The 24,216-nt window shown below is 70.6% G+C and carries 20 protein-coding genes and 1 tRNA gene; 18 read left to right on the forward strand and 3 right to left on the reverse strand.

Annotated elements, in window-relative coordinates; genetic code table 11:
* Window positions 1–11 precede the first annotated feature (11 nt).
* The 6 genes from obgE to CcI49_RS08010 all read left to right on the forward strand — a co-directional run bounded on the left by obgE (window position 12) and on the right by CcI49_RS08010 (window position 8,811).
* Complete coding sequence (gene obgE / locus CcI49_RS07980; protein ID WP_054566917.1) at window positions 12–1,661, forward strand: GTPase ObgE; 1,650 nt, start codon at window positions 12–14, stop codon at window positions 1,659–1,661.
* A gap of 10 nt (window positions 1,662–1,671) precedes the next feature.
* A complete protein-coding gene (gene proB, locus CcI49_RS07985; protein ID WP_054566918.1) occupies window positions 1,672–2,796 on the forward strand; it encodes a glutamate 5-kinase in 1,125 nt (374 codons plus the stop codon).
* Between the two features lie 244 nt (window positions 2,797–3,040).
* Window positions 3,041–4,297, forward strand: coding sequence for a glutamate-5-semialdehyde dehydrogenase (locus CcI49_RS07995; protein WP_076825414.1), 1,257 nt, complete (start codon window positions 3,041–3,043; stop codon window positions 4,295–4,297).
* A gap of 200 nt (window positions 4,298–4,497) precedes the next feature.
* Window positions 4,498–5,433, forward strand: a complete 936-nt coding sequence (locus CcI49_RS08000; RefSeq protein WP_054566920.1) for a MoxR family ATPase — start codon at window positions 4,498–4,500, stop codon at window positions 5,431–5,433.
* 55 nt (window positions 5,434–5,488) lie between these two features.
* Window positions 5,489–6,916, forward strand: coding sequence for a VWA domain-containing protein (locus CcI49_RS08005; protein ID WP_054566921.1), 1,428 nt, complete (start codon window positions 5,489–5,491; stop codon window positions 6,914–6,916).
* Window positions 6,917–7,566: 650 nt separating this feature from the next.
* Entirely contained in the window at window positions 7,567–8,811 is a 1,245-nt protein-coding gene (locus tag CcI49_RS08010; protein WP_235497976.1) for a DUF4349 domain-containing protein, read from the forward strand.
* Between the two features lie 65 nt (window positions 8,812–8,876).
* Here CcI49_RS08010 and pgm read toward each other — a convergent pair whose 3' ends face one another.
* Entirely contained in the window at window positions 8,877–10,532 is a 1,656-nt protein-coding gene (pgm, locus tag CcI49_RS08015) for a phosphoglucomutase (alpha-D-glucose-1,6-bisphosphate-dependent) (protein WP_054566922.1), read from the reverse strand.
* 168 nt (window positions 10,533–10,700) lie between these two features.
* The gene (locus CcI49_RS08020; protein ID WP_054566923.1) at window positions 10,701–11,489 is read right to left on the reverse strand and encodes an SDR family oxidoreductase; all 789 of its coding nucleotides are present in this window, start codon (window positions 11,487–11,489) and stop codon (window positions 10,701–10,703) included.
* A gap of 210 nt (window positions 11,490–11,699) precedes the next feature.
* On the opposite strand from CcI49_RS08020, the gene nadD reads away from it, so the two are divergent.
* The 9 genes from nadD to CcI49_RS08070 all read left to right on the forward strand — a co-directional run bounded on the left by nadD (window position 11,700) and on the right by CcI49_RS08070 (window position 19,006).
* A complete protein-coding gene (nadD, locus tag CcI49_RS08025) occupies window positions 11,700–12,344 on the forward strand; it encodes a nicotinate-nucleotide adenylyltransferase (RefSeq protein WP_255354741.1) in 645 nt (214 codons plus the stop codon).
* A 127-nt stretch (window positions 12,345–12,471) separates the two neighbouring features.
* On the forward strand, window positions 12,472–12,861 hold the full coding sequence (gene rsfS, locus CcI49_RS08030; protein WP_054566924.1) for a ribosome silencing factor: 390 nt from the start codon (window positions 12,472–12,474) through the stop codon (window positions 12,859–12,861).
* Window positions 12,858–13,607 carry a histidine phosphatase family protein gene (locus tag CcI49_RS08035; protein WP_076825418.1) on the forward strand — a complete coding sequence of 250 codons (750 nt, stop codon included), beginning with the start codon at window positions 12,858–12,860 and terminating at the stop codon, window positions 13,605–13,607. The genes rsfS and CcI49_RS08035 overlap by 4 nt, the downstream gene beginning before the upstream one ends.
* 73 nt (window positions 13,608–13,680) lie before the next feature.
* Window positions 13,681–13,757 (forward strand) — tRNA-Ala (locus tag CcI49_RS08040).
* A 148-nt stretch (window positions 13,758–13,905) separates the two neighbouring features.
* Window positions 13,906–14,520, forward strand: a complete 615-nt coding sequence (locus tag CcI49_RS43130) for a hypothetical protein (protein WP_076825421.1) — start codon at window positions 13,906–13,908, stop codon at window positions 14,518–14,520.
* 69 nt (window positions 14,521–14,589) lie between these two features.
* Window positions 14,590–15,669, forward strand: coding sequence for a hypothetical protein (locus CcI49_RS43135; RefSeq protein ID WP_241839957.1), 1,080 nt, complete (start codon window positions 14,590–14,592; stop codon window positions 15,667–15,669).
* 1,288 nt (window positions 15,670–16,957) lie between these two features.
* A complete protein-coding gene (locus CcI49_RS08065; RefSeq protein ID WP_076825424.1) occupies window positions 16,958–18,202 on the forward strand; it encodes a helix-turn-helix transcriptional regulator in 1,245 nt (414 codons plus the stop codon).
* Between the two features lie 316 nt (window positions 18,203–18,518).
* The gene (locus CcI49_RS41980) at window positions 18,519–18,674 is read left to right on the forward strand and encodes a hypothetical protein (RefSeq protein WP_158230724.1); all 156 of its coding nucleotides are present in this window, start codon (window positions 18,519–18,521) and stop codon (window positions 18,672–18,674) included.
* A complete protein-coding gene (locus CcI49_RS08070) occupies window positions 18,671–19,006 on the forward strand; it encodes a hypothetical protein (protein ID WP_076825426.1) in 336 nt (111 codons plus the stop codon). The genes CcI49_RS41980 and CcI49_RS08070 overlap by 4 nt, the downstream gene beginning before the upstream one ends.
* A gap of 584 nt (window positions 19,007–19,590) precedes the next feature.
* Here the strand turns inward: CcI49_RS08070 and CcI49_RS08075 are convergent.
* Entirely contained in the window at window positions 19,591–20,517 is a 927-nt protein-coding gene (locus CcI49_RS08075; RefSeq protein ID WP_076825428.1) for a LysR family transcriptional regulator, read from the reverse strand.
* Between the two features lie 79 nt (window positions 20,518–20,596).
* Between CcI49_RS08075 and gabT the strand changes: the two genes are divergently transcribed.
* The 3 genes from gabT to CcI49_RS08090 all read left to right on the forward strand — a co-directional run bounded on the left by gabT (window position 20,597) and on the right by CcI49_RS08090 (window position 24,207).
* On the forward strand, window positions 20,597–21,976 hold the full coding sequence (gene gabT, locus CcI49_RS08080) for a 4-aminobutyrate--2-oxoglutarate transaminase (protein ID WP_116437361.1): 1,380 nt from the start codon (window positions 20,597–20,599) through the stop codon (window positions 21,974–21,976).
* Window positions 21,977–22,156: 180 nt separating this feature from the next.
* A complete protein-coding gene (locus tag CcI49_RS08085) occupies window positions 22,157–23,605 on the forward strand; it encodes a ferredoxin reductase family protein (RefSeq protein WP_076825431.1) in 1,449 nt (482 codons plus the stop codon).
* Window positions 23,602–24,207, forward strand: a complete 606-nt coding sequence (locus CcI49_RS08090) for an FMN-binding protein (protein WP_054566933.1) — start codon at window positions 23,602–23,604, stop codon at window positions 24,205–24,207. The genes CcI49_RS08085 and CcI49_RS08090 overlap by 4 nt, the downstream gene beginning before the upstream one ends.
* Window positions 24,208–24,216: the final 9 nt, after the last annotated feature.

Below are 24,216 nucleotides of genomic sequence, written 5' to 3' on the forward strand. Positions count from 1 at the left end.
GGTGGCCGACCATGGCGACGTTTGTCGACCGGGTTGTTCTGCACGCCGCAGCGGGTGACGGCGGCCATGGCTGCTGCTCGATCCACCGCGAGAAGTTCAAGCCGCTCGGCGGCCCCGACGGGGGCAACGGGGGCCGCGGCGGTGATGTGGTGCTGCGGGTGGATCACGGGGTGACCACCCTGCTCGACTTCCACTTCCATCCGCATCAGAAGGCGGGTGGGGGCCGCCCGGGCCAGGGCTCGAACCGGCACGGCGCGGACGGCGACGACCTGGTGCTGGCGGTCCCCGACGGCACGGTGGTGATCTCGCCGGACGGCGAGGAGCTCATCGACCTGGTCGGCCCGGGCAGCAGCTACGTCCTCGCCCGCGGTGGGCGCGGTGGGCGCGGGAACGCGTCCCTGGCGTCGGCCCGGCGCAAGGCGCCCGGCTTCGCCGAGCTGGGTGAGCCCGGTGAGCAGCTCGACGCCGTCCTGGAGCTCAAGAGCGTCGCGGACGTCGCGCTGGTCGGCTTCCCGAGCGCGGGGAAGTCCTCGCTGGTCTCGGTACTCAGCGCCGCCCGCCCCAAGATCGCCGAGTACCCGTTCACCACCCTGGTGCCGAACCTGGGTGTCGTCCAGGCCGGCGACCACCCGCCCTACACCGTCGCGGACGTCCCCGGGCTGATCCCGGGCGCGAGCCAGGGCCGCGGGCTGGGGCTGGAGTTCCTCCGCCACATCGAGCGCTGCTCGTTGATCGTTCATGTCCTCGACTGCGCCACGCTCGAACCGGGCCGCGATCCGCTGACCGACCTCGACATCATCGAGGCGGAGCTCGCCGCCTACACCACCGACCTGTCCGACCGCCCCCGGCTCGTCGTCCTGAACAAGGTGGACGTGCCGGACGCCGCCGACCTCGCCGAGCTCGTCACGCCGGACCTGCAGGCCCGCGGGCTGACCGTCTTCGCGGTGAGCACGGCCAGCCGGCACGGTGTGCGGGCCCTGTCGCTCGCCCTCGCGGAGCTCGTCGCGAGCCTGCGCGCCGCGGCGCCCAGCCGCAGCTCCGCCCGGGTGGTCCTGCATCCGCGGGCGGTGGACGAACCCGACTTCACGGTGCGTGCGGTGGGCGACGGCTTCGTCGTCGGGGGTCCGAAGCCGGTGCGCTGGGTGCGGCAGACCGACTTCACGAACGAGGAGGCGATCGGCTACCTCGCGGACCGGCTCGCCCGGCTCGGGGTGGAGAAGGAGCTGGCCCGCTGCGGCGCCGTCCCGGGGGTCGAGGTCACCATCGGCGATGTGACCTTCGACTGGGAGCCGACCCTGTCCGGGCGCGAGGCGCTGCTGCTCGAGGGCGCGGGCGGCGGAAGCGGTGGGAGCGCGGACGGCTACGGGCTCGTCGAGCCGGTCGCCGCGCCGACCGTCGCGACGGTCGGTGGTTCCGGTGGCATCCCGGGCGGTGGCCGGACCGGGCTGCGTGCCGGTGCGGTGCCCGACGTCCAGCTCGGCCCTCGCGGCACCGACCTGCGGCTTCGGACGTCGAAGCGGCTGACCAGGGCGGAGCGGGCGGCCCGCCGGGACGCGGCCGAGGGCTTCGACGAGACCGACGGCTTCGGTACCGACGGCTTCGATGACGCCGACGGCTTCGACAGCCTCGACGGCTTCGATGACGACCCCGAGCGTGGCTAGGGGCCGGTTGATGCCGCGCGCCTTCGTCACCGACGCGTCCCGGATCGTCGTCAAGGTCGGATCGTCGTCGCTGACCACCGCCGCCGGCGGTCTGGACGTCGCCCGGGTGGAATCGCTCGTGTCGGCGGTCGTCGGCCGGGCGGGTCCGGAGGGTGGGCTCGTCCTGGTGTCCTCGGGGGCGATCGCCGCCGGGCTCGCCCCGCTGGGGCTCTCCCGGCGGCCCCGGGACCTCGCCACCCTGCAGGCCGCGGCGAGCGTGGGCCAGAGCTCGCTGGTGCACTGCTACGCGGGAGCGTTCGGCCGGGCCGGCTACCGGGTCGGCCAGGTCCTGCTCACCGCGACCGACGTGATCCGCCGCACGCACTACCGCAACGCCCGCACCACCCTGGATCGGCTGCTGGCCCTGGGCGTGGTGCCGATCGTGAACGAGAACGACGCGGTCGCCACCCAGGAGATCCGGTTCGGCGACAACGACCGGCTGGCCGCGATCGTCGCCCACCTGGTGTCCGCGGACGTGCTGGTCCTGCTCTCCGACGTCGACGGCGTGTACGAGTCGAACCCGCGGCTGGGCCCGGCGGCCATGATCCGCGACGTCCGGTCGGACGCCGATCTCGACGGGCTGACCGCGCAGGGCACGGGCACGGCCGGCGTCGGGGTCGGCGGTATGGCAACCAAGATCGACGCGGCTCGGATGGCGGCGTCGGGTGGTGTCACCACCATCGTGACCTCGGCGGCGCTCGCGGCCGAGGCGCTGGCCGGCGAGGAGGTCGGGACGGTCTTCCACCCGACCGGCCCGCGGCGGGCCTCGCGCCTGCAGTGGCTCGCGTACGCGACCGCCCCGGAAGGGCGGCTGTACCTGGATGACGGTGCCGTGGCCGCGGTCGTGGACCGGCAGGCCTCGCTGCTGCCCGCGGGGGTGACCCGGGTCGAGGGCGACTTCTCCGCGGGTGACCCGGTCGACCTGGTGGATCCGCTCGGGCGTCCGGTCGCACGGGGCCTCGTCGAGTTCGACTCGACCGAACTGCCGGGCATGCTCGGCCGCTCGACGATGGAGCTGGCCGCCGAGCGTGGGCCGTCCTATGAGCGTGAGGTCGTCCACCGTGACGACCTCGTGCTGCTGCTCGCCCGCCGCTGACCGTCTGTCGCCGATCACCTGCGGCCGATCACCTGCCGTTGATCACACGGATCGCCGCCGGCCGAGGTCCGGCCCACCCCCTGACCAACTGGTTACGCGGGTCCGGGGTCCTTGGGCACCGGACGCCGGTAGCCTCGTCGTCGACGGCGTGCGGCCGCGTCGGCGACGCCGATGCCGCCGACGACGCCGGGCCCGGGTCGGCGTCGGCGTCGGATGTCGCGGACTTCCTGGAAGGAATGCGGTCATGAACACCTCGGCGGAGGACGTCCGAGCCAGCGCGGTGCGAGCCCGGCAGGCTGCCGGCGCGCTCGCGCCGCTCCCGCGGGCGGCCAAGGACGCCGCCCTGCTCGCCATGGCCGGTGCGCTCCTCGAACGCCAGACCGAGATCCTCACCGCGAACGCCGTGGACGTCGCCGCCGCACGGGCGGCCGGGACGTCCGACGCGCTGGTGGACCGGCTCACGCTGACACCGTCGCGGATCGAGGCGATGGCCGACGGGCTGCGGCAGGTGGCTTCGCTCGACGACCCCGTCGGTGAGGTCATCCGCGGCCGGGTGCTCGCCAACGGGCTGGAGCTGCGGCAGGTCAGGGTCCCCCTCGGCGTCGTCGGGATCATCTACGAGGCACGGCCCAACGTCACGGTCGACGCGGCGGGGCTGTGCCTCAAGAGCGGCAACGCGGCTCTGCTGCGCGGCAGCGCGTCCGCGCTGCACTCCAACCGGCTCCTGGTGGACGTCCTGCGCGAGGCCGCGGTGGCCACCGGGCTGCCCGCCGACGCGGTCCAGCTGGTCCCGGGTGCCGACCACGAGTCCGTGAAGCATCTGATGCGGCTGCGCGGGCTGGTGGACGTGCTCATCCCGCGGGGCGGCGCCGGCCTGATCCGCACGGTCGTCGAGGAGTCGACGATCCCCGTGATCGAGACCGGGGTCGGCAACTGTCACGTCTACGTGGATGTCGACGCCGACCTGGACACGGCGCTGGCCGTCACGCTCAACGCGAAGACCCAGAAGGTCTCGGTGTGCAACTCGGCCGAGACGCTGCTCGTCCACGCGGGTGTCGCCGCGGAGTTCCTGCCGCGGGTGCTGACCGCGCTGCGCGAGGCTGGGGTGACCGTGCACGGCGACGAGACCGTGCGTGCGGTGGACCCGTCGGCGGTGCCGGCCACCGACGAGGACTGGGCGACCGAGTACCTCTCGCTGGACCTGGCGGTCGGGGTGGTCAGCTCCCTCGACGAGGCGGTCGACCACATCCGGCGGTGGAGCAGCGGTCACACCGAGGCGATCATCACCCGGTCACTGGCGGCGAGCCGCCGCTTCATCGCGGGCTGCGACAGCGCCGCGGTGATGGTGAACGCCTCGACCCGTTTCACCGACGGCGAGCGTTTCGGGATGGGCGCGGAGATCGGTATTTCCACCCAGAAACTGCACGCGCGCGGGCCGATGGGGCTTCCCGAGCTCACCTCGACGACCTGGGTCGGCATCGGGGACGGCCATCTCGTGTAGGCGGTCCGGGCCCGTTCCGCCTCGGTGACCGGAAGGTTTCCGCAGGTGACGGGGGGTGCGGAAGGCGGTGGGATGGTGGCCCGAGGGTGCGGTCCGGAGAATTCCGCAAGGCCGTCATCCGTCGTCAATCCGTCATGTGGTGCCAACCACTGGCACTATGGACAGTGGGTACTACCAGGCACCGGGACCGGAAGGTGGCCATGTCGTCGCAGGGATACGCGTTCGCTGATGTCGCGGATGTGCAGGAGCGGCTCCGGGAGACGGGTTATCTCGCCGACGAGGCGATCGCCACCACGGTCTTCCTCGCCGACCGGCTGGGTAAGCCGCTCCTGGTCGAAGGGCCGGCCGGTGTCGGCAAGACCGAGCTGGCCAAGGCGCTGACCACCGCCGTCGGTGCCGAGCTGATCAGGCTGCAGTGCTACGAGGGCCTCGACGAGGCCCGGGCGCTCTACGAGTGGAACTACAAGAAGCAGCTGCTGCGCATCCAGGCCGGCGCCAACGTCGCGTCCGAGGGCGCGGTCGCGGGGGCCGCCGGGGCCGCGGGGGAGTCGGCCGGTCTCGCCACCTGGCGCGAGACCCACGACGACATCTTCAGCGAGGAGTTCCTGCTCTCCCGCCCGCTGCTCACCGCGATCCGGCGCAGCGAGCCCACGGTCCTGCTCATCGACGAGACGGACAAGGCTGACGTCGAGGTCGAGGGCCTGCTGCTGGAGGTGCTGTCCGACTTCCAGGTGACGATCCCGGAGCTGGGCACCCTGAAGGCGACCCGGCGTCCGTTCGTCATCCTCACCTCGAACGCGACCCGTGAGCTGTCGGAGGCGCTCAAGCGCCGCTGCCTCTACCTGAACCTCGACTACCCGTCGGCTGCCCGGGAGAAGGAGATCGTCCTGTCCCGGGTGCCGGAGCTCGGTGAGCGGATGGCCGAGTCCCTGGTGCGGATCGTGCGCTCGCTGCGGGCGATGGAGCTGAAGAAGGCCCCGTCGATCGCGGAGACCATCGACTGGGGCCAGACGGTTCTCGCGCTGGGCTTCGACACCATGGACGACGCCGCCGTCACCTCGACTCTCGGCGTGGTCCTCAAGCACGCCAGCGACCAGGCTCGCGCCATCAGCCAGCTCAAGCTCGGCGCCAACTGAATCAGGCTCGGCGCCGACACACAGCGGGCGGCCGGCCCCGGACCGGGAGGTCCCGATGAACCTGCTCGACCGCACCGTGGCGTTCACCGCCGCCCTGCGCCGCGCGAACGTCCCGGTGAGCAGCGCCGAGACGGTCGACGCCGTGCGGGCGGTCGGCGCTGTCGGGTGGGCCGACCGGGAGGCGGTGCGGGCCGCGTTCGCCGCCACCATGTGCAAGCGCCCGCTGTACCGCAACGCCTTCGACTCGCTGTTCGACCTGTACTTCCCGCCGCGGATCGGTGACGGTGTCGCGCTCGGCGACTCCGGCGACGTCTCCGGCTCCGGGCAGTCGGCCGACGGCGCGAACGGCCCGGCACCCGAGCTGACCCCGCAGGAGCTGGAGGCCCTTCGCCGCGCCATGCGCGACCAGCTGCGGGACGCACTGCTCGACGGGGACGACGACCGGCTGCGCGACCTGGCCCGCCGCTCGGTAACCGCCTTCGGTGCCGCGCAGAACGGCCCCGGCCAGCGCAGCTACTTCATCTACCGGGTGCTGCGCGCGATGTCGCCGGAGACGCTCATCGCCGACCTGCTCGCCGCGATGCTCGGCGAGGAGGAACGCGGCGGGCTCGGCGAGCGGATCGCCCGCCAGACCATCTCCGACCGGATCAAGGCCTTCGAGGACATGATCTCCTCCGAGGTGCGGCGGCGGATGGCGGAGGAGCGGGGGCTCGAGGCGGTCGAGCGTTCCGCCGTGAAGCCGCTCGCGGACCAGGTCGACTTCCTGCGCGCCTCGCAGCGTGACCTGGTGGAGCTGCGTCGCCAGGTGTATCCGCTGGCCCGGCGCCTCGCGACCAGGCTGACCGCCAAGCGCCGGCTCGGCCGCACCGGGCGGCTGGACTTCCGCCGCACGGTGCGGGCCTCGCTGGCCACCGGCGGCGTGCCGCTGGAGACCAGGCACCGGCCGCACAAGCCGCACAAGCCGGAACTGGTCGTGCTGTGCGACGTGTCCGGATCGGTGGCCTCGTTCGCGCACTTCACGCTCATGCTCACCCACGCGCTGCGGGAGCAGTTCTCCAAGGTCCGCGCCTTCGCGTTCATCGACACGACCGACGAGGTCACCCGGTTCCTGCGCGGTCTCGACCTGGGCGACATGATGGCCCGGATCGCCGCCGAGGCCGACCTGGTCTGGTTCGACGGCCACAGCGACTACGGCCATGCGATCGACGTGTTCGCCGAGAAGTACCCGGACGCGGTGGGCCCGCGGACATCCCTGCTCATCCTCGGGGACGCACGCAACAACTACCGCGCGACGTCGGCCGCGGTCTTCCGCCGGCTGTGCGGGCAGGCCCGCCACTCCTACTGGCTGAACCCGGAGCCGCGCAGCTACTGGGGGTCCGGCGACTCGGCCACCGGGGCCTACGCGGACTTCGTCGACGAGATGGTCGAGTGCCGCAACGTCGAGCAGCTCCAGCACTTCATCGAGCGCCTGCTGCCGACCTGATCCGGACCCGGCCCAGCAGGGCCGGGCGGCCGCGGAGTGTGGTGACACCCGAGTTCCCGAGTGCGACTCTCCAAACGGGGGCGCCGGGCGACCGGGTTCTCGGAGTTCCAGCCGCGTTCATGGAGTGCCCACCTCCCCGCCCACCGGTTAGCGATCTTGATCGGCGACAGTCTGTGACAGGCTCTGCGGCAGCCGAAATCCGTACTTCTTGCGGATCGTCAAAGTGACCGGGGTGGCGAGATTCGTCCGACTGTGGGTGAACCGATCGCCGTCTGGCTGCGTCAAACCCCTTCGACGGCGACGCGGCCCGCGTCCGCCGAACCAGGAGGGCCGCGCGGAGGAACCGCGCGGTGACCTGGGAGGCCAGACGGAGGGGTGCCGCCATGGCGACCACGGTGAGCAGGACCGGACCAACCGGCGCGACCAGTTCAACCGAAGTGACCAGTTCAAGCGAAGTGACCGGGCCAACCGGAGTGACCGGGCTGATCAGCTCGGCTGAACCAATCGATTCAGCTGAACCGGCCGGTCCGGCCGAACTGATCACTCCGCCCGAACCGGTCAGCCCGCCTCGCCCGACCGGCCCGACGGGCCCGACCGGCCCAGGCGGTCCCGCTCCCTCGCGCCGCCGCGGGAAGGTTCTCGTCGGGTTCATGATCCTTGCCGTTGCCCTCGTCGCCGGCGCCGGGCTGGGTAGCCTCGCCGACGCGCTGGATGACGGCTCGTCCGCCGACCTGGCCCTGTCGGTGCCCTCGACCGGAGCGGCGGCCGAACCCGCGGTCGCACCGGCGCCGACACTCGCTGCCGGCAGCGGCGCCGCGGGCTCCGCCCCCGGGTCCGCCTCAGACACCTCGGGGGAGGCCCTCGCCGACTCGGCGGTGTCGCCGGAGGCCGCCGCGCGCGGTGGCGTCGTCGCGCCAAGCCCGGCCTCGACCAGCTCAGGCGGGTCGACGGGCTCCACCGGTGAGCCGGCACGGCCGGCCGGAGCCGAGCCGCGCATCGTCCGTGACGGCAGGACGGAGCTGTCGGTGCCGGCCGGCCGGGTGGAGGAAGCCGTCCAGGCGCTGTCGACGCGGGCGAACGACCTCGACGGCTACGTCGAGTCCAGCGAGACCAACGGAACGCCGTCGACGACCGACGACAGTCACCAGAGCGCGACCGTGACCCTGCGGGTGCCCACCGCGTCGTTCGACAAGCTGCGTTCCGGTCTGGGCGGGCTCGGCACCGTGACGTCGTCCACGACCTCCGCGCGGGATGTCACGGGAGAGTACGTCGACCTCCAGGCGCGCAAGCGGGCTCTCGAGGCGTCCCGCGACGCCTACCTGGCCCTGCTCGCCAAGGCGACGACGGTGGGGGAGACCCTGTCGGTGCAGCAGGCGATCGACCGGGTGCAGGTCGAGATCGAGCAGATCGAGGGCCAGCGGATGGTCCTCGCCGACGCGAGCGATCTCGCCACCCTGACCGTCCGGATCGCTGAGGACGGGGCCGGCGAGATCAGTCCCGCGCCCGAGGACGATCCGTCCGGTCTGGGGGACGCCGTCCAGCGGTCATGGGACCGCTTCGTCAACGGCATCGAGGCGATCATCGCGCTGATCGGCCCGCTGGCGCTGGTCGCCCTGCTCGCAGGCTTCGCCTACCTGGGCGTACGGCTGGTCCGGATCGTGCGTCGGCGAGGCCGCGGCGGCACAACAGCCCCGGTGCCAGCCGCAGGCCCGGTCCCTGCGCCTGTGCCGGCTCCCGCTCCAGTGCCAGCCGCAGGCCCAGCCCCAGCCGCAGCAGCAGCAGTCCAAGCCACAGCCCCGGTCCCGGCCGCAGCGCCGGCCCCTGGCGCGGCCGCCGCGCCGGTTCCGCCCGCCGCGCCGGTTTCTCCGGACGAGCCGGGGACCAGCGCGTCCTGACCTCACCGCCACGGTCGCGGACCGGTACGGCGGTGAGGTCAACCCGGGAAGGCTGGCCGGGGCACCTACCCGGCCAGCGCGGCGTCCACGATGGTCTGGGCCTCCGCGAGCACGGCGGTGAGGTGCTCGGTGCCGACGAAGCTCTCGGCGTAGATCTTGTAGACGTCCTCGGTGCCGGACGGGCGGGCGGCGAACCAGGCGTCCGCCGTCGCCACCTTCACGCCGCCGATCGCGGCGCCGTTGCCCGGCGCGGACGACATCGCCGCGGTCACGGCGCCGCCCGCGAGCGTCGTGGCGCCGAGAGCCTCCGGGGTGAGCGCGGAGAGGATCTTCTTCTGGGCCGGGCTGGCCGGCGCGTCGACCCGGCGGTACGCGGGCGAGCCGAAGCGCTCCGTCAGGTCGGCGTAGAGCCGGCCGGGGTCCCGCCCGGTGACCGCGGTCATCTCGGCGGCGAGCAGGCAGGCGATGATGCCGTCCTTGTCCGTCGTCCACACGCCGCCGGAACGGCGCAGGAAGGACGCTCCGGCGCTCTCCTCGCCGCCGAAGCCGAGCGAGCTGTCGAGGAGCCCGTCGACGAACCACTTGAAGCCCACCGGAACCTCGTACAGCCGGCGCCCGAGGTCGGCGGCGACCCGGTCGATGATCCCGGAGCTGACCAGCGTCTTGCCGACGGCGGCGCCGGCGGGCCAGCCGGGGCGGTGCGCGAACAGGTAGGCGATCGCCGCGGCGAGGTAGTGGTTCGGGTTGAGCAGGCCGGCGCCGGGGGTGACGATGCCGTGCCGGTCGGCGTCGGCGTCGTTCGCCAGCGCCACGTCGAACGACCCGGCCAGCCGCAGCAGCGACGCCATCGCGTAGGGCGACGACGGGTCCATCCGGATCTTGCCGTCCCAGTCCAGCGTCATGAAGCCGAACGTCGGGTCGACCGAGGTGTTGACCACCTCGATGTCCAGCTTGTGCCGGTCGGCGATCTCCTGCCAGTACCGGACGCTCGCGCCGCCCAGCGGGTCGACCCCGATGCGGACCCCCGCCGCGCGGATCGCGTCGAGATCGACCACATCCGGCAGGTCCGCCACATAGGCGCCGACGAAGTCATGCACGGTCGCGGCGGCCAGTGCCTGCTGGTGGGGCACCCGTGCCACCCCGGCCAGGCCCGCTTCGAGCAGCTCGTTCGCCCGGTTCTGGATCGCGCTCGTGGCTGCGGTGTCAGCCGGGCCGCCATGTGGCGGGTTGTACTTGAATCCGCCGTCGGCTGGCGGGTTGTGCGACGGGGTGACGACGATGCCGTCCGCCAGCCCGGCCGGCCGGCCCGATCCCGCGGCGCCTCGCCCGTTGTGGGCGAGGATCGCGTGCGAGATCACCGGTGTCGGGGTGGCCTCGCCCGCGGGGGCGACCCGGACGTCCACCCCGCCGGCGACGAGCACCTCCAGCGCGCTCGCGAGCGCCGGCGCGGACAGGGCGTGCGTGTCCACCCCGATGAACAGCGGGCCATGTGTCCCGGCGGCCGCGCGGTACTCACAGATCGCCTGGGTGGTGGCCAGGATGTGGTCTTCGTTGAACGAGGCGCGCAGGGCGCTGCCGCGATGGCCGGACGTCCCGAAGGAGACCCGCTGGGCCGGGTCGGCCGGGTCGGGGTGGACGTCGTGGTAGGCGGCGAGCAGCGCGCCCGGGTCGATGAGCTCGTCGGGAGCGGCGGGCTGCCCCGCGCGCGGGCTGTTCGGCATGGGCGGGCTCCATGGGATGTGATCGGCTCCCCGGTCAGCCTAGTGCCGCACCCGGCCAGGTTCGCCCCGCCCGGAGCCGGCCCGCCCGGACGCGGCCTGTGCCCCGCCCGGACGTGGCCCGTGCCCCGGCCGTGCCGAGTCCGCTCCCGGCTGGCGACCCGCCCGGGATCAGCCTGTGCGGGGGACCATCGCGTCGAGCGTGCCGTAGTGCTCGGCGAGGCTCGGGTACAGCGCGCCGAGCCCGCCCGCCAGGGCCGCCCGCACCTGGGCGCTCGGTGTGTCCGCCAGGACCTCGGGGGCGCCGGCGGCGACGGCGTCGAGCGCGAGCGCGGCGACGGCCGCGGGATCAACCTTGGGAGCGTCGATCCGCCGCGTCATGTCCGTGTCCATGAATCCGACGTGCAGCGCGGTGACGGTGATCCCGGCGCCGGCCAGCTCGACCCGCTGGGAGTTGGTCAGCGACCAGGCCGCCGCCTTCGCCGCGCAGTACGCCCCACTCGTCGGCATCGCCAGCCAGGACAGCACCGACAGAACGTTGAGAACGGCCCCGCGCGTGCCGTGCGGGCCACTGCCACCGCCACCGGTGCTGTCCGGCCGTTCGCGCGACAGCTGCGGCGCGAAGGCGCGCACCAGGCGCAGCGGCCCGAAGTAGTGGGTCTCCATCTCCAGCCGGATGTCCTCGATGTCTCCGGTCAGCACCGACGCACCGGTCGAGCTGCCGGCGTTGTTGATCAGGATGTCGACGTCGCCGGTGGCCTCGGCGGCGGCGGCGATCTTAGCGGGGTCGGTGACGTCGAGCCCGATCGGGACGACACCGGGTGTCGTGATCGAGCCGGGGTTGCGCGCCGCGGCGTAGACCTTCGCCGCGCCCCTCGCGAGCAGCTCCTCGACGAACCTGCGGCCGAGACCCCTGTTGGCACCGGTGACCAGCGCGACCGACCCCTCGATGGGCGCCATGGCGTTCTCCGTCCGTGCGTGGGTGTGTGGGCACTCTGTGGGCTCTGCGTGGGCTGTTTCGGGGCCGCGCCGGGGCGGCATCCGAGCGGGCGGTCCACGGCCGAATCATAAGTTGGAAAATCCAACTTACTAGGTGGAGTGACGAAGGACATCCTGCGGGCGGAGGTGAGAAGGAGGCACGTGGACTTTGCCCGGGGTTAATGTCCCCACGTGCGACTGGGTGTGATGGGTGGGACGTTCGATCCAGTGCACAACGGGCATCTGGTCGCGGCGAGTGAGGTCGCGGCGCTGTTCGACCTGGACGAGGTCGTCTTCGTCCCGAGCGGCCGCCCCTGGCAGAAGGCCGACCGGGAGGTCTCGGCCGCCGAGGACAGGTACCTGATGACCTTCCTCGCGACGGCGGAGAACCCCCAGTTCACCGTCAGCCGGATCGACATCGAGCGCAGCGGCCCGACCTACACCATCGACACCCTGCGCCACCTGCGCCGCACCCACCCCGACGCCGAGCTGTTCTTCATCACCGGCGCGGACGCGCTCGCGCAGATCTTCACCTGGCGTGACCACACCGAGCTCTTCGGGCTCGCCCACTTCGTCGGTGTGACCCGGCCGGGCTACGACCTGCGCCGCCACGCCAGCCTGCCCGACGAGTCGGTCAGCCTCCTGGAGGTTCCGGCGCTGGCGATCTCCTCGTCCGACATCCGCCAGCGGGTCGCCCGCGCGGCACCGATCTGGTACCTGACGCCGGACGGGGTCGTCCGCTACATCGCGAAACGGGGGCTGTACGGCCCCCGGCCGGTCGCGCCCCCGCTGCCCGAGGGCGCCGGGCGGCCTGACGGGACGGAACATTCGGCCTGATGACCACAAACATGGTCGCCGATTCGCGCAAAGCTGTGTCACGCTGGACATGGCCACTTGACCGGTGGGTGGCCGGCGCGTCCATCGGCGCGCATGACCAGCTCGTACCTTTGGGAGACCAACAAGCGTGACCGCCTCGCCGCGAGCCGTGGAGCTCGCTCTCGCCGCAGCCCAGACCGCCGCCGACAAGATCGGCCAGGACATTCTCGTTCTGGATGTCAGCGAGCGGCTCGCGATCACCGACTGCTTCGTCATCGCGTCGGCCGACAACGAGCGTCAGGTGAAGGCGATCGTGGACGAGGTCGAGGAGAAGCTGCGGACGCTCGGCGCGAAGCCGCTGCGCCGCGAGGGCGAGCGTGACGGCCGGTGGGTCCTGCTCGACTTCGCCGACATCGTCGTGCACGTACAGCGTGCCGAGGAGCGGGAGTACTACGGCCTGGAGCGGCTGTGGAAGGACTGCCCGGTCATCCCGTTCACCGACGCCGCGGTCGGCGTCGGCGCGGCGGAACCGCGGTGAGGCTGCTTCTCTGGCGGCACGGCAGGACGTCCTGGAACGACGCGGGGCGTTTCCAGGGGCATGCGAACCCGCCTCTGGACGAGACGGGCCGCCGCCAGGCCGCGGCGGTCGGCCCGGTGATCAGGGCGCTGCGCCCCGAGCTTGTGATCTCCTCGGATCTGATTCGTTGCCAGGAGACCGCCGCGAGCATCGGGCTGCCCGTGCGGGCCGACGCCCGGCTGCGGGAGATCGACCTCGGTGCCTGGTCCGGCCTGACCGGGTCCGAGGCTGCCGCGCGGTTCCCCGCGGAGGACGCCGCGTGGCGCCGTGGTGAGGACATCCGCCGCGGTGGTGGCGAGACCTACGTGGAGGTCGCGGAACGGGCGTTCGCGGTCCTCGACGAGGTCCTCGCCGAGGGCCTGCCGGTCGAACCCTCCGGGCTTGTCGTCTTCGTGTTGCACGGCGGGACGGCGCGGGCCCTCATCGGGAGGGCGCTGGGCRTCCCCCCGCAGAACTGGTGGGTGTTCGGCCCGCTGCGCAACTGCCGCTGGTCCATGCTCCGGCGGGAGCACGGTGGTTTCCGGCTGGCGGAACACAACAGCGGGCCCCTCGCCACAGGTGCCGCGGCGCCTGATATGGTCGTCAGCGTCGGGCCGGGGAGCGCAGCTCCTCTCCCACCGGCCGAGGCACTTCTGCCAACGCAGGAGGGGCCGACGGAAAGCGACACTGAACCTGTACACTCGCAGACGCAGCCAGCAAATGGCTGAGAGCGGGTACAGAAAATGGTCGTGTAGGATGTAAGCGGTACGAACTGAAGAACTGGCAGTAAGAACTGAATATGGGGCTGTGGCGCAGTCTGGTAGCGCATCACACTGGCAGTGTGAGGGTCAGGGGTTCGAATCCCCTCAGCTCCACCAGAGTTGCCATGTTCGAATCCGGATCATGGCTCCTCTGTCCCTCGGTAAGCGAGACGCCGTCCGGATACGTTCCGGGCGGCGTATCTGTTTGTCCGCTATGAGGTCTGGTGTCGCCGTAGGCGAGTGCGACTGCCGATCCGGTGGGGGAGTGTGGGTCGACGGTCTCGGAGTCCTCTGGAGCGCGCTGGGCGTTGATCAGGTTCTTGGTCTCGGTGGCGAGCCGCTGGCCAAGATCCTTTCCGAGGAGCTGGGCCAGTGGAGCTTGCAGATCGGCCGTGCCGATGCTGCGGTCGAAGATCCAGAACCGTTGGAACACCGCTTGGTTGAGTTGCCGTTTCACGGTCGCGGGTGCTGTCCGGTAAAGGGTGTGGCTGTCCTCGCAGAGCGCGAGAATCTGGTCCAGGACGCGATCGAGGTTGCGCCATTCTCCCTCGCACAGGGCAAGGGTTTCGCGGGCACGGGACAGGGCCCGGTCGATGCGGGTCTGTTCTTCCTTGAGGAACTCCTCGGTGATCGCGTCGTTGTAGTAGGCGCGCATGCACGCGCGGCGCTCGTGTTCGAGGTCGGTGATGGTTTTCTTCTGGCGGGCGGCCTGTTCGGCGCCGTGGGTCGTGAGGGATTGGGTGCTGGCGACGACGAGTTCCCGGATGCGTGCCTTGTGTCGGGGCGTGATCTCGACGCGGCGCCACCATTCCTMGACAAGCTGTTCCACGGTGCTGATGAGAACGTACGGCTGGCGGCATTTTCCGCGCTGGCGGCCTAGGCAGTAGAAATATGGGTAGGTGCCGCCGTGCCGGCCGGTGGCATTCGTGATCCCGAACCGTGAGCCGCAGTGCCCGCAGAACAGGCTTCCCTTGAGCGGGTGGAAGTGGTGTTGCGGCTTCTCTCCCGCGACGTCGCGGGCACGCAGAATCGCGCTGACGCGATCGAAGACAGCGGGCGTGACGAACGTGGGATGCCTGCCGTTCGGGTACTCGACACCGGAGAAGGTGACGACGCCGACGTAGTACTTGTTGGTGAGCATCTTGTGGACGTGGGACTTGTTGAGCGGCCGCTCTGGCCGTTTCCCGGCGGCCCGGTTCGTGAGGCCGCGATGGGTGAGTTCCTCGGTGAGGGACGCGATCGTCCATTTCCCGGTGGCGAACTCCTCGAAAGCCCATTGCACGAGCCGCCACCGGTCGGGGTCGAGTGCGACGTCCGCTATGTTGCGCCCGTCGGTCCTGATCCGGACGTTGAGATATCCGATCGGTGCGAGGCCGGGGGTTCCGCCGTTGCTGGCCTTCTGTGTCATCTTGTAGGCGATGTCCTTGCCGCTTGCGGCCGACTGGTACTGGTTGATCGCGGCCATGATTCCGTGGAGAAGCTCCCCGGACGGTGTCTCGTCGATGTTCTCCGTGGCGGAGACCAGCAGGACGCCGAGGTTACGCAGCCGCATCGTGAAATCGGCATCCTCGTACCTGTCGCGCGCGAACCGGTTCAACTGGTAGACGATCACGATATCGACGTCCCGTTGTGCCTCGATACGGGAGATCATCGCGAGGAACGCCTGCCGCTTGTTCAGGTCCTTGTAGGCGGACGCGCCCGGTTCCACGTACTCGTCGACAACGTCGACATTGATGCTCTCGGCTTTTTCGCCGCACTTCACCCGCTGCGCGGGAAGCGAGATCCCTTCCGGGTTGTAATCCGTACGTACCTGCGACTTGGAGGAAACCCGGAGATAGAACACGGCGCGCAGCCGGCGGATGGATTCGGCGGAAGGCGGAATGGCCGTTTCGGTGACAGCGGCAGGGGGCATGGCAGACCCTTTCGTCCGATGATCGGCTACATCAGCATAACACCCTGCCTTTTAGTCTTTCTTTTCCTTTCGTGCGCTTTTCTTCTCGGTGATGCCTTCCGCGGAACTGTCGTTTGATGTGTTGTCGGGTGTCTCGATTTCTTCGCGGATAATCATGCTCGCCCAGCCGACGAGCGCAGCCGCGAACCCACCACAGTCGATATCAGAATGAGGTTGTGCGATGACGGAGACATGCTGGCGGCGCGCCGCATTCAACGGATCAGACCCGATTCTGTCGCGCGGTCGGAAGAATCGTGGACAAAGGATTTCGCCCGGTCGGGTAGCGGTAGCGGCCGCACAGGGCGGCGCACCCGCCGCCACGCGCGTACGCGCGCGACCGGCGGTGCCGTCCGCTACCCGCCACCCGGCTGTCCGGGCGCAGGTCAGGACGGTCGTGGCGGGTAGCGGCTCGGGTTGCGCAGCCGCTACCGGTAGCGGCCAGCCCGCTACCCGCTACCGAACGTAAAGATCCGTTTGTCTACGTTGATCCACGACAGAATGTGGGTGCCTGTCTGCCCGGGGTGATCGTGAATCCTGCGAAGGTCGTGGCGGTACCGGGGAGGGCGCCTGCCCTCGTCGCGGTCGCGGGGCGCGGGAACCGGGTTTCGGAATCCTGCGGACGGCCAGCACGAACGACGAAGATCCACGATGAGGTCAAGCGCACCCACTCCAGACGACCGGGCCGATGATCAGGGTTGGAAGCCACGGCGCGGAACACCGTGCCTTCCTTCTTGTTATTCCCCGTGAAGGCATCGGGCATTCGCGGCGGAAACCGGGCAGAAAGTCCCGACCTTCGGCAGGAGACGATGATCCCGGATCGACCTCGACGCGGATTCCGTCCGGTGCCGCCTGTGAACCGTTCCGGAGTGTGCCGGACAGGGCATCGGCGCCGCAGCCCAGCTGCGTCGACTGTCACGGAGCGTAGCGATTGGCGGTGTGGGAGGGGTGCTTGCGTTAGCAGCTTGCCTGCTAGCGTTAGCACCCCCTGTTAGCGGCCTAGATGCCCGCTGAGCTGGTCCTAAGCACGTTAGCGCCTAGGAGCGCCAACCCCCGGATTCCTCGGAAAACCGGCCTGTGAGCCCCCCCGGGGAGCCGCTAACCCCTTCCGCGCACCGACGTCGTGGCAGCTACGTTCCGTAGTTTCCGTGGTCGGTGCTCGCGTAGGGCTTCCGGTGTCCGCCGATCTTCGGCAGGTGCTTCTGTCGACGCCACCGGTACGACCCCATGGGCCTGCCGAAGACCTACCAGGGGAGACGGTCCATAACGCGGCCGAGAGACCGGCAATCGTGGCGCGGTTCCGAGTCGCTGGCATCGCGGCGCCGTAGTCTGGTAGGTGGCTGCGCGCGTATGCGGGAAGAGGGTCGCGATGGTAGACGAGCCGGCACCGGGAACCCACCTCCAGAACCTTCGCCGCAGACGCGGCCTGTCGCAGGAAGGGCTGGCCGACAGAGCCGGCCTGAGTGTTTCCACGATCCGCAAGATCGAACAGGGCGGGAACGCCCGGCTCGAAACCTTCCATATCCTCGCCCGCGCGCTTGATGCGGAGACCTCATCGCTGTTCCAGCCGGGTTCACCAGACCCGATCGCCGAGCATGAGGAAAGTAACAAGCTCAATCTCATTCCGTTGCGGCAGGTACTCACGCCGGTTATCGGTCTCGCGGGTGCCGTCACGTTTGATGCGGAAGCGCCTGCCGAGTCCCGGGAAGCCAATCTCCGCGCGGACCTGTCCGAAGCGGTCAGCCGGTACCGTGCCGATGATTTCGAAGCTGTCGCAGCGATGCTGCCCCGAATGATCCGGCAGAGTCACTCGCTGGTGAATCGCGCGGCCGACGAGGAAAGAGCGACACTGCTCCGTCTGCGGGCCGAGATCTTCCAACTCGCCGGGCTTTTCCTTACGCAGGTGAGGCAATATGACCTTGCCTATGCGGCGATTCGTGACGCGATCAGCGATGCCACGGCCGTCGGGGACAACCTGACGGCGGCGTTCGGGGCTATCTCGCAGGCGTGGCTGTTCATCCGGCAGGGCCGTTTCGTCGATGCCGAATCACTGGCGGGTGATATCGCTTCGAAGATCGAGCCGCGCATGTCGACCGCGACCGATGAGGATCTCTCGGCGTGGGGATGGCTTCTGCTGCGTGGCTCCGCCGCCGCGATCCGCAACAACCGGCAGGACTCCTCCGATGAGTTCCTGTCGCTGGCGGACGTAGCCGCGTCCCGGGTTTCCGCCGCGCGGGCACCCGATCACCACAACCAGTACCTGACGACCTTCGGGCCAGCGGTGGTCGCCATGAAACGCGCGGAATCCATGATGGTCATGGGTGACGCGCGCGGCGTTCTGCGGCTGGCGGAGAACATCCCGCACCCGCGATCCGGGCGGCACCGTTCGGACAACCTCAGTCGCCACCTCCTCGACGTGGCCGCTGCCCACACGGACCTTCGGGACTACCGGGACGCGACTGACGTACTGGTCCAGCTGCGGAAGAACTCACCCGAATGGCTGCGTCACCAGCGCAAGGCGAAGGACATCCTGCTCATCCTGCTGCGCAGCCGCAAACGGTCACTCAGTCAGGAACTCCGAGATCTGGCAGACTTCCTCGACATCGCTGCGTAGAAGCAAACGGTAGCTACCACGCTGCGTGGTAGTCCGCCGATGCGTTCGGGAAAGTACCACGCTGCGCCGCTCGTGATCCCCGGGTGCACTGTCTAGATTTCTGTGCCAGGCACCCGGGTTCGGTCGCAGCGGAGGACACCCCACGTCTTTCGGACTCCCGGACCCGGGTTGCCGCCGTCGACAGGAAACACATGTCGATCGGGCCCGCGCGGGTCGGGCGGAGTGGGAGGCCGGACATTGAACAACGAGACCGTCTACGCCATCGTCTGGTACGAGGGCGGCCCGGAACCCAGTATCGGCGGAGTTCTGCTCCCCTATGAATCAGTTGCCGCAGCCGAAAGATCGGCCCGGATGCGCCACCTCGACGGATACGGCCCGGATGCGCCACCTCGACGGATACGATGTGGCGCCGATCGAATTCGATGTCGCGCCCGATACCGATTCCTCTGGTGCTGGGCTGGTGATCCGGTGACACCGGAATTCCGCGAACGTGAGCCGGCGGTTATCACCCTCTACCGGAAGTACGTGATGAACCTCCTCGAACTCGACACCGAGAGCGAGGAGAGGTCGCCACTCAGAAAATCCGACTATCGCCGGGCGCTGTTCGCTATCCTCGGTGCCGACCCGAAGCCGCTGCTCACTGCCGGCAATCAGGTCACCGAGAACGAAGCCGTCGCCTACGAGTATGGTCAGAAAGCGATGCTGGACAAGGTCGTTGTCACTCTCGGCGAACTCTGGAGGCCGCAGACCCTCGCGGCACCCACGGACGATCCGAGAGAAGTCACCCGGAACGACCTCCCGTGACCTCGAAGCGCCGCCCTCCGTATGCCAGGTGCTAGCTAAAGCTAGCGGCCTGGCTAGCACTAGACGTGATCGTGAAACGCAGAAGGCCCACCCGGGGTGCTTACCCCGGGTGGGCCCTCCACTCGTTGGAGCCGTACGGTTACGATCGGCTTTCGCCTGTGGGGCTGACGTCACGTTCTTGCAGGTAGCGGGTGAGATCGGGGTTCAAGCTCCACCCCCTCAGCTCCACGCGATCGGGGTTCACGTGTTCGCATTTCCCTTTGGGAAGATGCTCCCGGGCTCCCGCGTAATATCTGCCCAGGGGGGCGACCCCCTGGAACCCCCGAGTCAGGGGCTCCGCCCCCGAAACCCCCGCCCAATCGGTTCTGAAGTTAGATGGAACTTGGGTGTTGGGGTTTTTTCTTTTTCTCCTGTGCGGCGGCTTTTTGTTGGTCGTGCTGCGAGGTCTCGACCTTGGCGTGACGTGTCGTTCGTCGGTGTGTCGATCGGTGCTGCTGCCGACCGGGTTTCCATGCGTGCGGGGGCTTTTGCCGGGTCGGGCTCCCGTCCGTTCTGAGGCTGGTGCTGATGAGGCGCCAGCGGCATCAGTCGGCCTTTTCCTGCTCGCGCCGTGCCCGGGTGGTGTTGGGGGCGGTGTCGGGGCCGTAGCGGTTGATGATGTAGCGGGCCAGGCGGGTGGCGATTGCCGCCAGGGCCTCTGCTGCTGGGTGGCGGGTGTCCCAGGCCGCGAGCAGCCGGACCCGCAGCGGTGAACTGTCAGCCAGGATCGCTGTGGGCGTGAGCTCGAAACGCGGATCGTCGGAGACGACCGCGACGCCGCGGCCCGCGGCGGCCAGGGCCTGGGCCACGGTTCCGTCGCTGGCCTCGGTCAGATCGGCGTAGGTGAGCCCCGCGGCTGCCACCGCCCTGTCAAGCGCCTCCCTGGCGGTGAACGTCTCCGGCGGAACGACCAGCGGTTGTTCGAGGAGTTCGCCGAGCGACACCGCCGTGCGACCGGACCAGGGATGCGCTGGCGGGACGTACGCCCATACCGGCAGCACCGCCAGCGGCAGTGCGCGGTACGGCGGCCGGACGGTCGCGGTGCCGATCGCGAGGTCGGCGCCGATGGCCAGGGTCTCGGCGGTGGTCAGCCTGTCCGCGGTGAGGATCGCCGGTGTCGGGTCGCCCGCGGTCAGGGTCGTGATGAACGGTGCGACGACGTCGGCGAGGGTCGTGGCCGGGGCGCCGATCGTGATCCGCTCGATACGGCCGGCGGCGTGGAACGTGGCGGCATGCCGGAGCGCGTCGGCGCGGTCGAGCAGCTCGCGGGCGAGTGGCAGCAGCGCCCGCCCGACGGGGGAGAGGGTGAGTCGCCCGCCGGAGCGTTCGAACAGGTCGACGCCGAGCTCCCGTTCCAGCTGGCGCAGCTGCCGGGACAGCGCCGGCTGGGTCACCCGCACCGCCGTGGCGGCCGCGCTGACGGATCCCGCGTCGACGGTCGCCACGAAGTACCGGACCGTCCGCAGCTCCATCGGRCCGTCACCCGTTCCTTCCCGCCAATCACCCATGCCTGCAGAACATGGAATGTGTTCCCAGTTGGAATTAGACAGCATGCCGGGGCGGGCGGAGAGTGGCTCCATGGACATCCCGCAGCACCGACTCCTGGTCACGGGCGTTCCGGGACCGCGGTCACGTCGCCTGGCCGCCCGCAGGGCCGCCGCGGTGGCGTCCGGTGTCGGCTCGACGATGCCGGTCTTCGCTGCACACGCCGGCGGTGGGGTGCTGGTCGACGTCGACGGCAACCATTTCATCGATCTGGGTTCCGGGATCGCCGTGACGACGGTCGGGGCCAGCGCCCCGCGGGTCGTGGCCGCCGTGCAGGAGCAGGCGGCGGCGTTCACCCACACCTGCTTCATGGTCACGCCGTATGAGGGCTATGTCGCGGTGGCCGAGGCGCTCAACCGCCTGACTCCGGGGCGGCACGAGAAACGGACTGCGCTGTTCAACTCCGGCGCCGAGGCGGTGGAGAACGCCGTCAAGATCGCTCGTTCGGCCACCGGCCGGCACGGGATCGCCGTCTTCGACCACGCCTACCACGGCCGGACGAACCTGACGTTGGCGATGACGGCGAAGGAGACGCCCTACAAGCGGGGGTTCGGCCCGTTCGCGGGCGAGGTCGTGCGGGCGCCCCTGTCGTACCCGTTCCGGGACGGTCCGGCGGTCGACGGCCCGGCCGCGGCGATCCGGGCGATCGACGAGATCAGGCGGCAGGCCGCTGTCGAGGACCTCGCGGCCCTGGTGATCGAGCCGATCCAGGGCGAGGGCGGTTTCATCGAACCGGCACCTGGATTCCTGCCGGCGCTGGCGTCCTGGTGCCGGGCGAACGGCGTCGTCTTCGTCGCCGACGAGGTGCAGACCGGCTTCGCGAGGACGGGCGCGATGTTCGCCTGCGACCACGAGGGCGTCGTCCCCGATCTCATCGTCATGGCCAAGGGGATCGCCGGCGGGCTGCCGCTTTCCGCGGTGACCGGTCGTGCCGACCTCATGGACGCGCCGCAGGTCGGCGGGCTGGGCGGGACGTACGGCGGCAACCCGCTGGCGTGCGCGGCGGCGCTGGCCGCGATCGAGACGGTCGAGGCAGGGGACCTCGTGGCCCGCGCCGCGGCGATCGGCGATCTGATGAGAACGCGGCTGCGCGGGTTGCGGGCGGCTGATCCGCGGATCGGGGACGTGCGCGGGCGAGGCGCGATGATCGCCGTCGAGCTCGTCGAGCCGGGCACGACGACACCGGACCCGGCGCTGGCCCGTGCCGTCGCGGCGGCGGTGCATCAGCAGGGTGTGATCGTGCTGACCTGCGGCACCGACGGCAACGTGCTGCGCCTGCTGCCGCCGCTGTCGATCAGCGACGACCTGCTCGCCGAGGGCCTGGACGTCCTGGCCGGCTCACTGGCGGCGACGTCGCCGCTGCAACGAGCGGGAGCCGGACGGTGAGCGGCGGGCCCGCGCCCACCGACTACGCCGTCGTCGGCCCGGCGACGGGCGAGGTCGTGCGGGCGTATCCGACAGCCACCGACCAGGAGGTCGCGGCTGCGCTGGACCTGGCCGCGGAACCTCGGCGCTTTCTCGGGAAGCTCTCAGGGATCTCCCAGGATCGCCGTCCACGGTGGACGCATGCCCACGACCCATCCGCCCGCCAGGCCCGGCCCCGCTGTTCCCGCGGTCGACGGCGGGGGAGCGCCGCCCGCGGGAAACCCGCGCGGTTCGCTGCCAGCCTCCGGGTGGCTGGCGGGTGGGCACCGGTCGGCCGCCTCCCGTGCCGTTCGGCTCGGGCTGGTTCTCGGCGGGGTCGCGGTGCTCGGCATGTGGTGGTTCGACACCGCGGCGGGTGACGTCGGCGGCGCCGGCGAGGTCCTCACCGCCATGGGGGACGTGTCGGGGCTCCTCGCCGCTTATCTGGTCCTCGTGCAGCTCCTGCTGATGGCCCGGGTACCCGCGCTGGAACGGGCCGTCGGCTTCGACCGGCTGGCGGCCTGGCACCGCACCCTCGGGACGAACGTCGTCCTGCTCGTGGTCGGGCATGTCCTGCTGACCGTGTGGGGACTCGGGCTCGTCGAGCATCATCAGCCGCTGTCGGAGCTCGTCTCGGTGGTCATGACCTACCCGGACATGTGGAAGGCGACGATCGGCACCGTCGGGCTCGTCGCGGTCGGGGTGGCCAGCGGGCGGACGGCTCGCGCCAGGATGTCCTACGAGGCCTGGTACCTGCTGCATCTGACCGCCTACCKGGCCGTCGCGCTGGCGTTCTTCCACCAGATCGCGGCCGGCCCGGACTTCGTCGGCCGGCCGTTCAACCGGGCGTTGTGGATCGCGTTCTACGCGGTGGTCGCGACCTGCCTGGTGGTCTGGCGGCTGGGCTGGCCACTGCTGGGCTTCGCCCGGCACCGGATGGTGGTCGAGCGGGTCGTGCCCGAAGCGCCGGGGGTTGTCTCGGTCGAGATCGGTGGGCGGGATCTCGACCGCCTCGGCGTGGCCGCCGGGCAGTTCCTGCTCTGGCGGTTCCTCACCCCGGGCCACTGGCTCACCGCGCACGCCTACTCGGTGTCCGCGCCGCCGTCGCCGCACCGGCTGCGCATCACGGTGAAGGACGCCGGGGACCATTCGGGCGCCCTCGCCCGGCTGCGGCCCGGCACCCCGGTGCTGGCGGAGGGGCCGTTCGGCCACTTCACCGCCGATCAGGTCACGACCCCCGGTGCCCTGCTCGTGGGTGCCGGCAGTGGGATCGGGCCGGTACGCGCCCTCGCCGAGGAACTGGTCCGGCGCGGCGTCGACGTCACGGTGATCTACCGGGCCAACCGGGTGGAGGACCTCGCGCTCGCCGGGGAGCTGAACGCGCTCGCGGAGGCCGGGCGGCTGACCTTCCACCGGGTCGTCGGAAGCCGCCGCGAGCTGGGCTACGACCCGCTCGAGCCGCGCTTCCTGTCAGCGGCGGTGCCGGACGTCGCGCGGCGGGAGGTCTTCGTGTGCGGCCCGCCGGGCCTGATCACCTCGTTGTCGCACGCACTGCGCCAGCTCGGCGTTCCCGCCGTCCGCATCCACCACGAGGAGTTCAGCCTCCGATGACTCGGTCCGGAAGTGACCACGGCCGGGCGCAGGGCCCAGGCCACTGGCTCGGCGGGCGCCTCGGGCTCGCCGCGCTGTTCGGGGCGGTCGTGCTGGTGGTCGGCGCCAAGGCGGTGACGGGCGCCCCGCCGGCCCCGTCGGCGGCGATCGCGACCATGCCGGGCTCGACCGCCGCCGCGGGCTCGACCGGATCCACCGGCTCGGCCGCCGCGGGCTCGACCGGATCCGCGGGAGCGGACGGGGGTGGGGGGAGCGGTTCCTCGTCAGCGGGTGAGTCGGGCAGCTCGGCCGAATCCGGTACCGGCGCCGGGGACACCTCGGTGACAACTGTCACCGGCGATTCGGTCAGCACCCGCTTCGGCCCGGTGCAGGTGCGGGTCGACCTGCGGAACGGGCAGATCACGGACGTCGTCGCGCTGGCCCTGCCCGACCAGAACGGGCGGGACCGGCGGATCAACGCCGAGGCGGTCCCGATCCTGCGCCAGGCGGTCCTCGACGCCCAGAGCGCCGCGGTCGACACGGTGTCCGGGGCGACCTACACCAGCGTGGGCTACCTGCGTTCGGTCCAGTCGGCGCTGGACCAGGCCGGTATCGGTGACTAGCCCACGGGA

It is taken from the genome of Frankia sp. CcI49 (assembly GCF_001983215.1).
Taxonomy (GTDB): Bacteria; Actinomycetota; Actinomycetes; order Frankiales; family Frankiaceae; genus Parafrankia; species Parafrankia irregularis.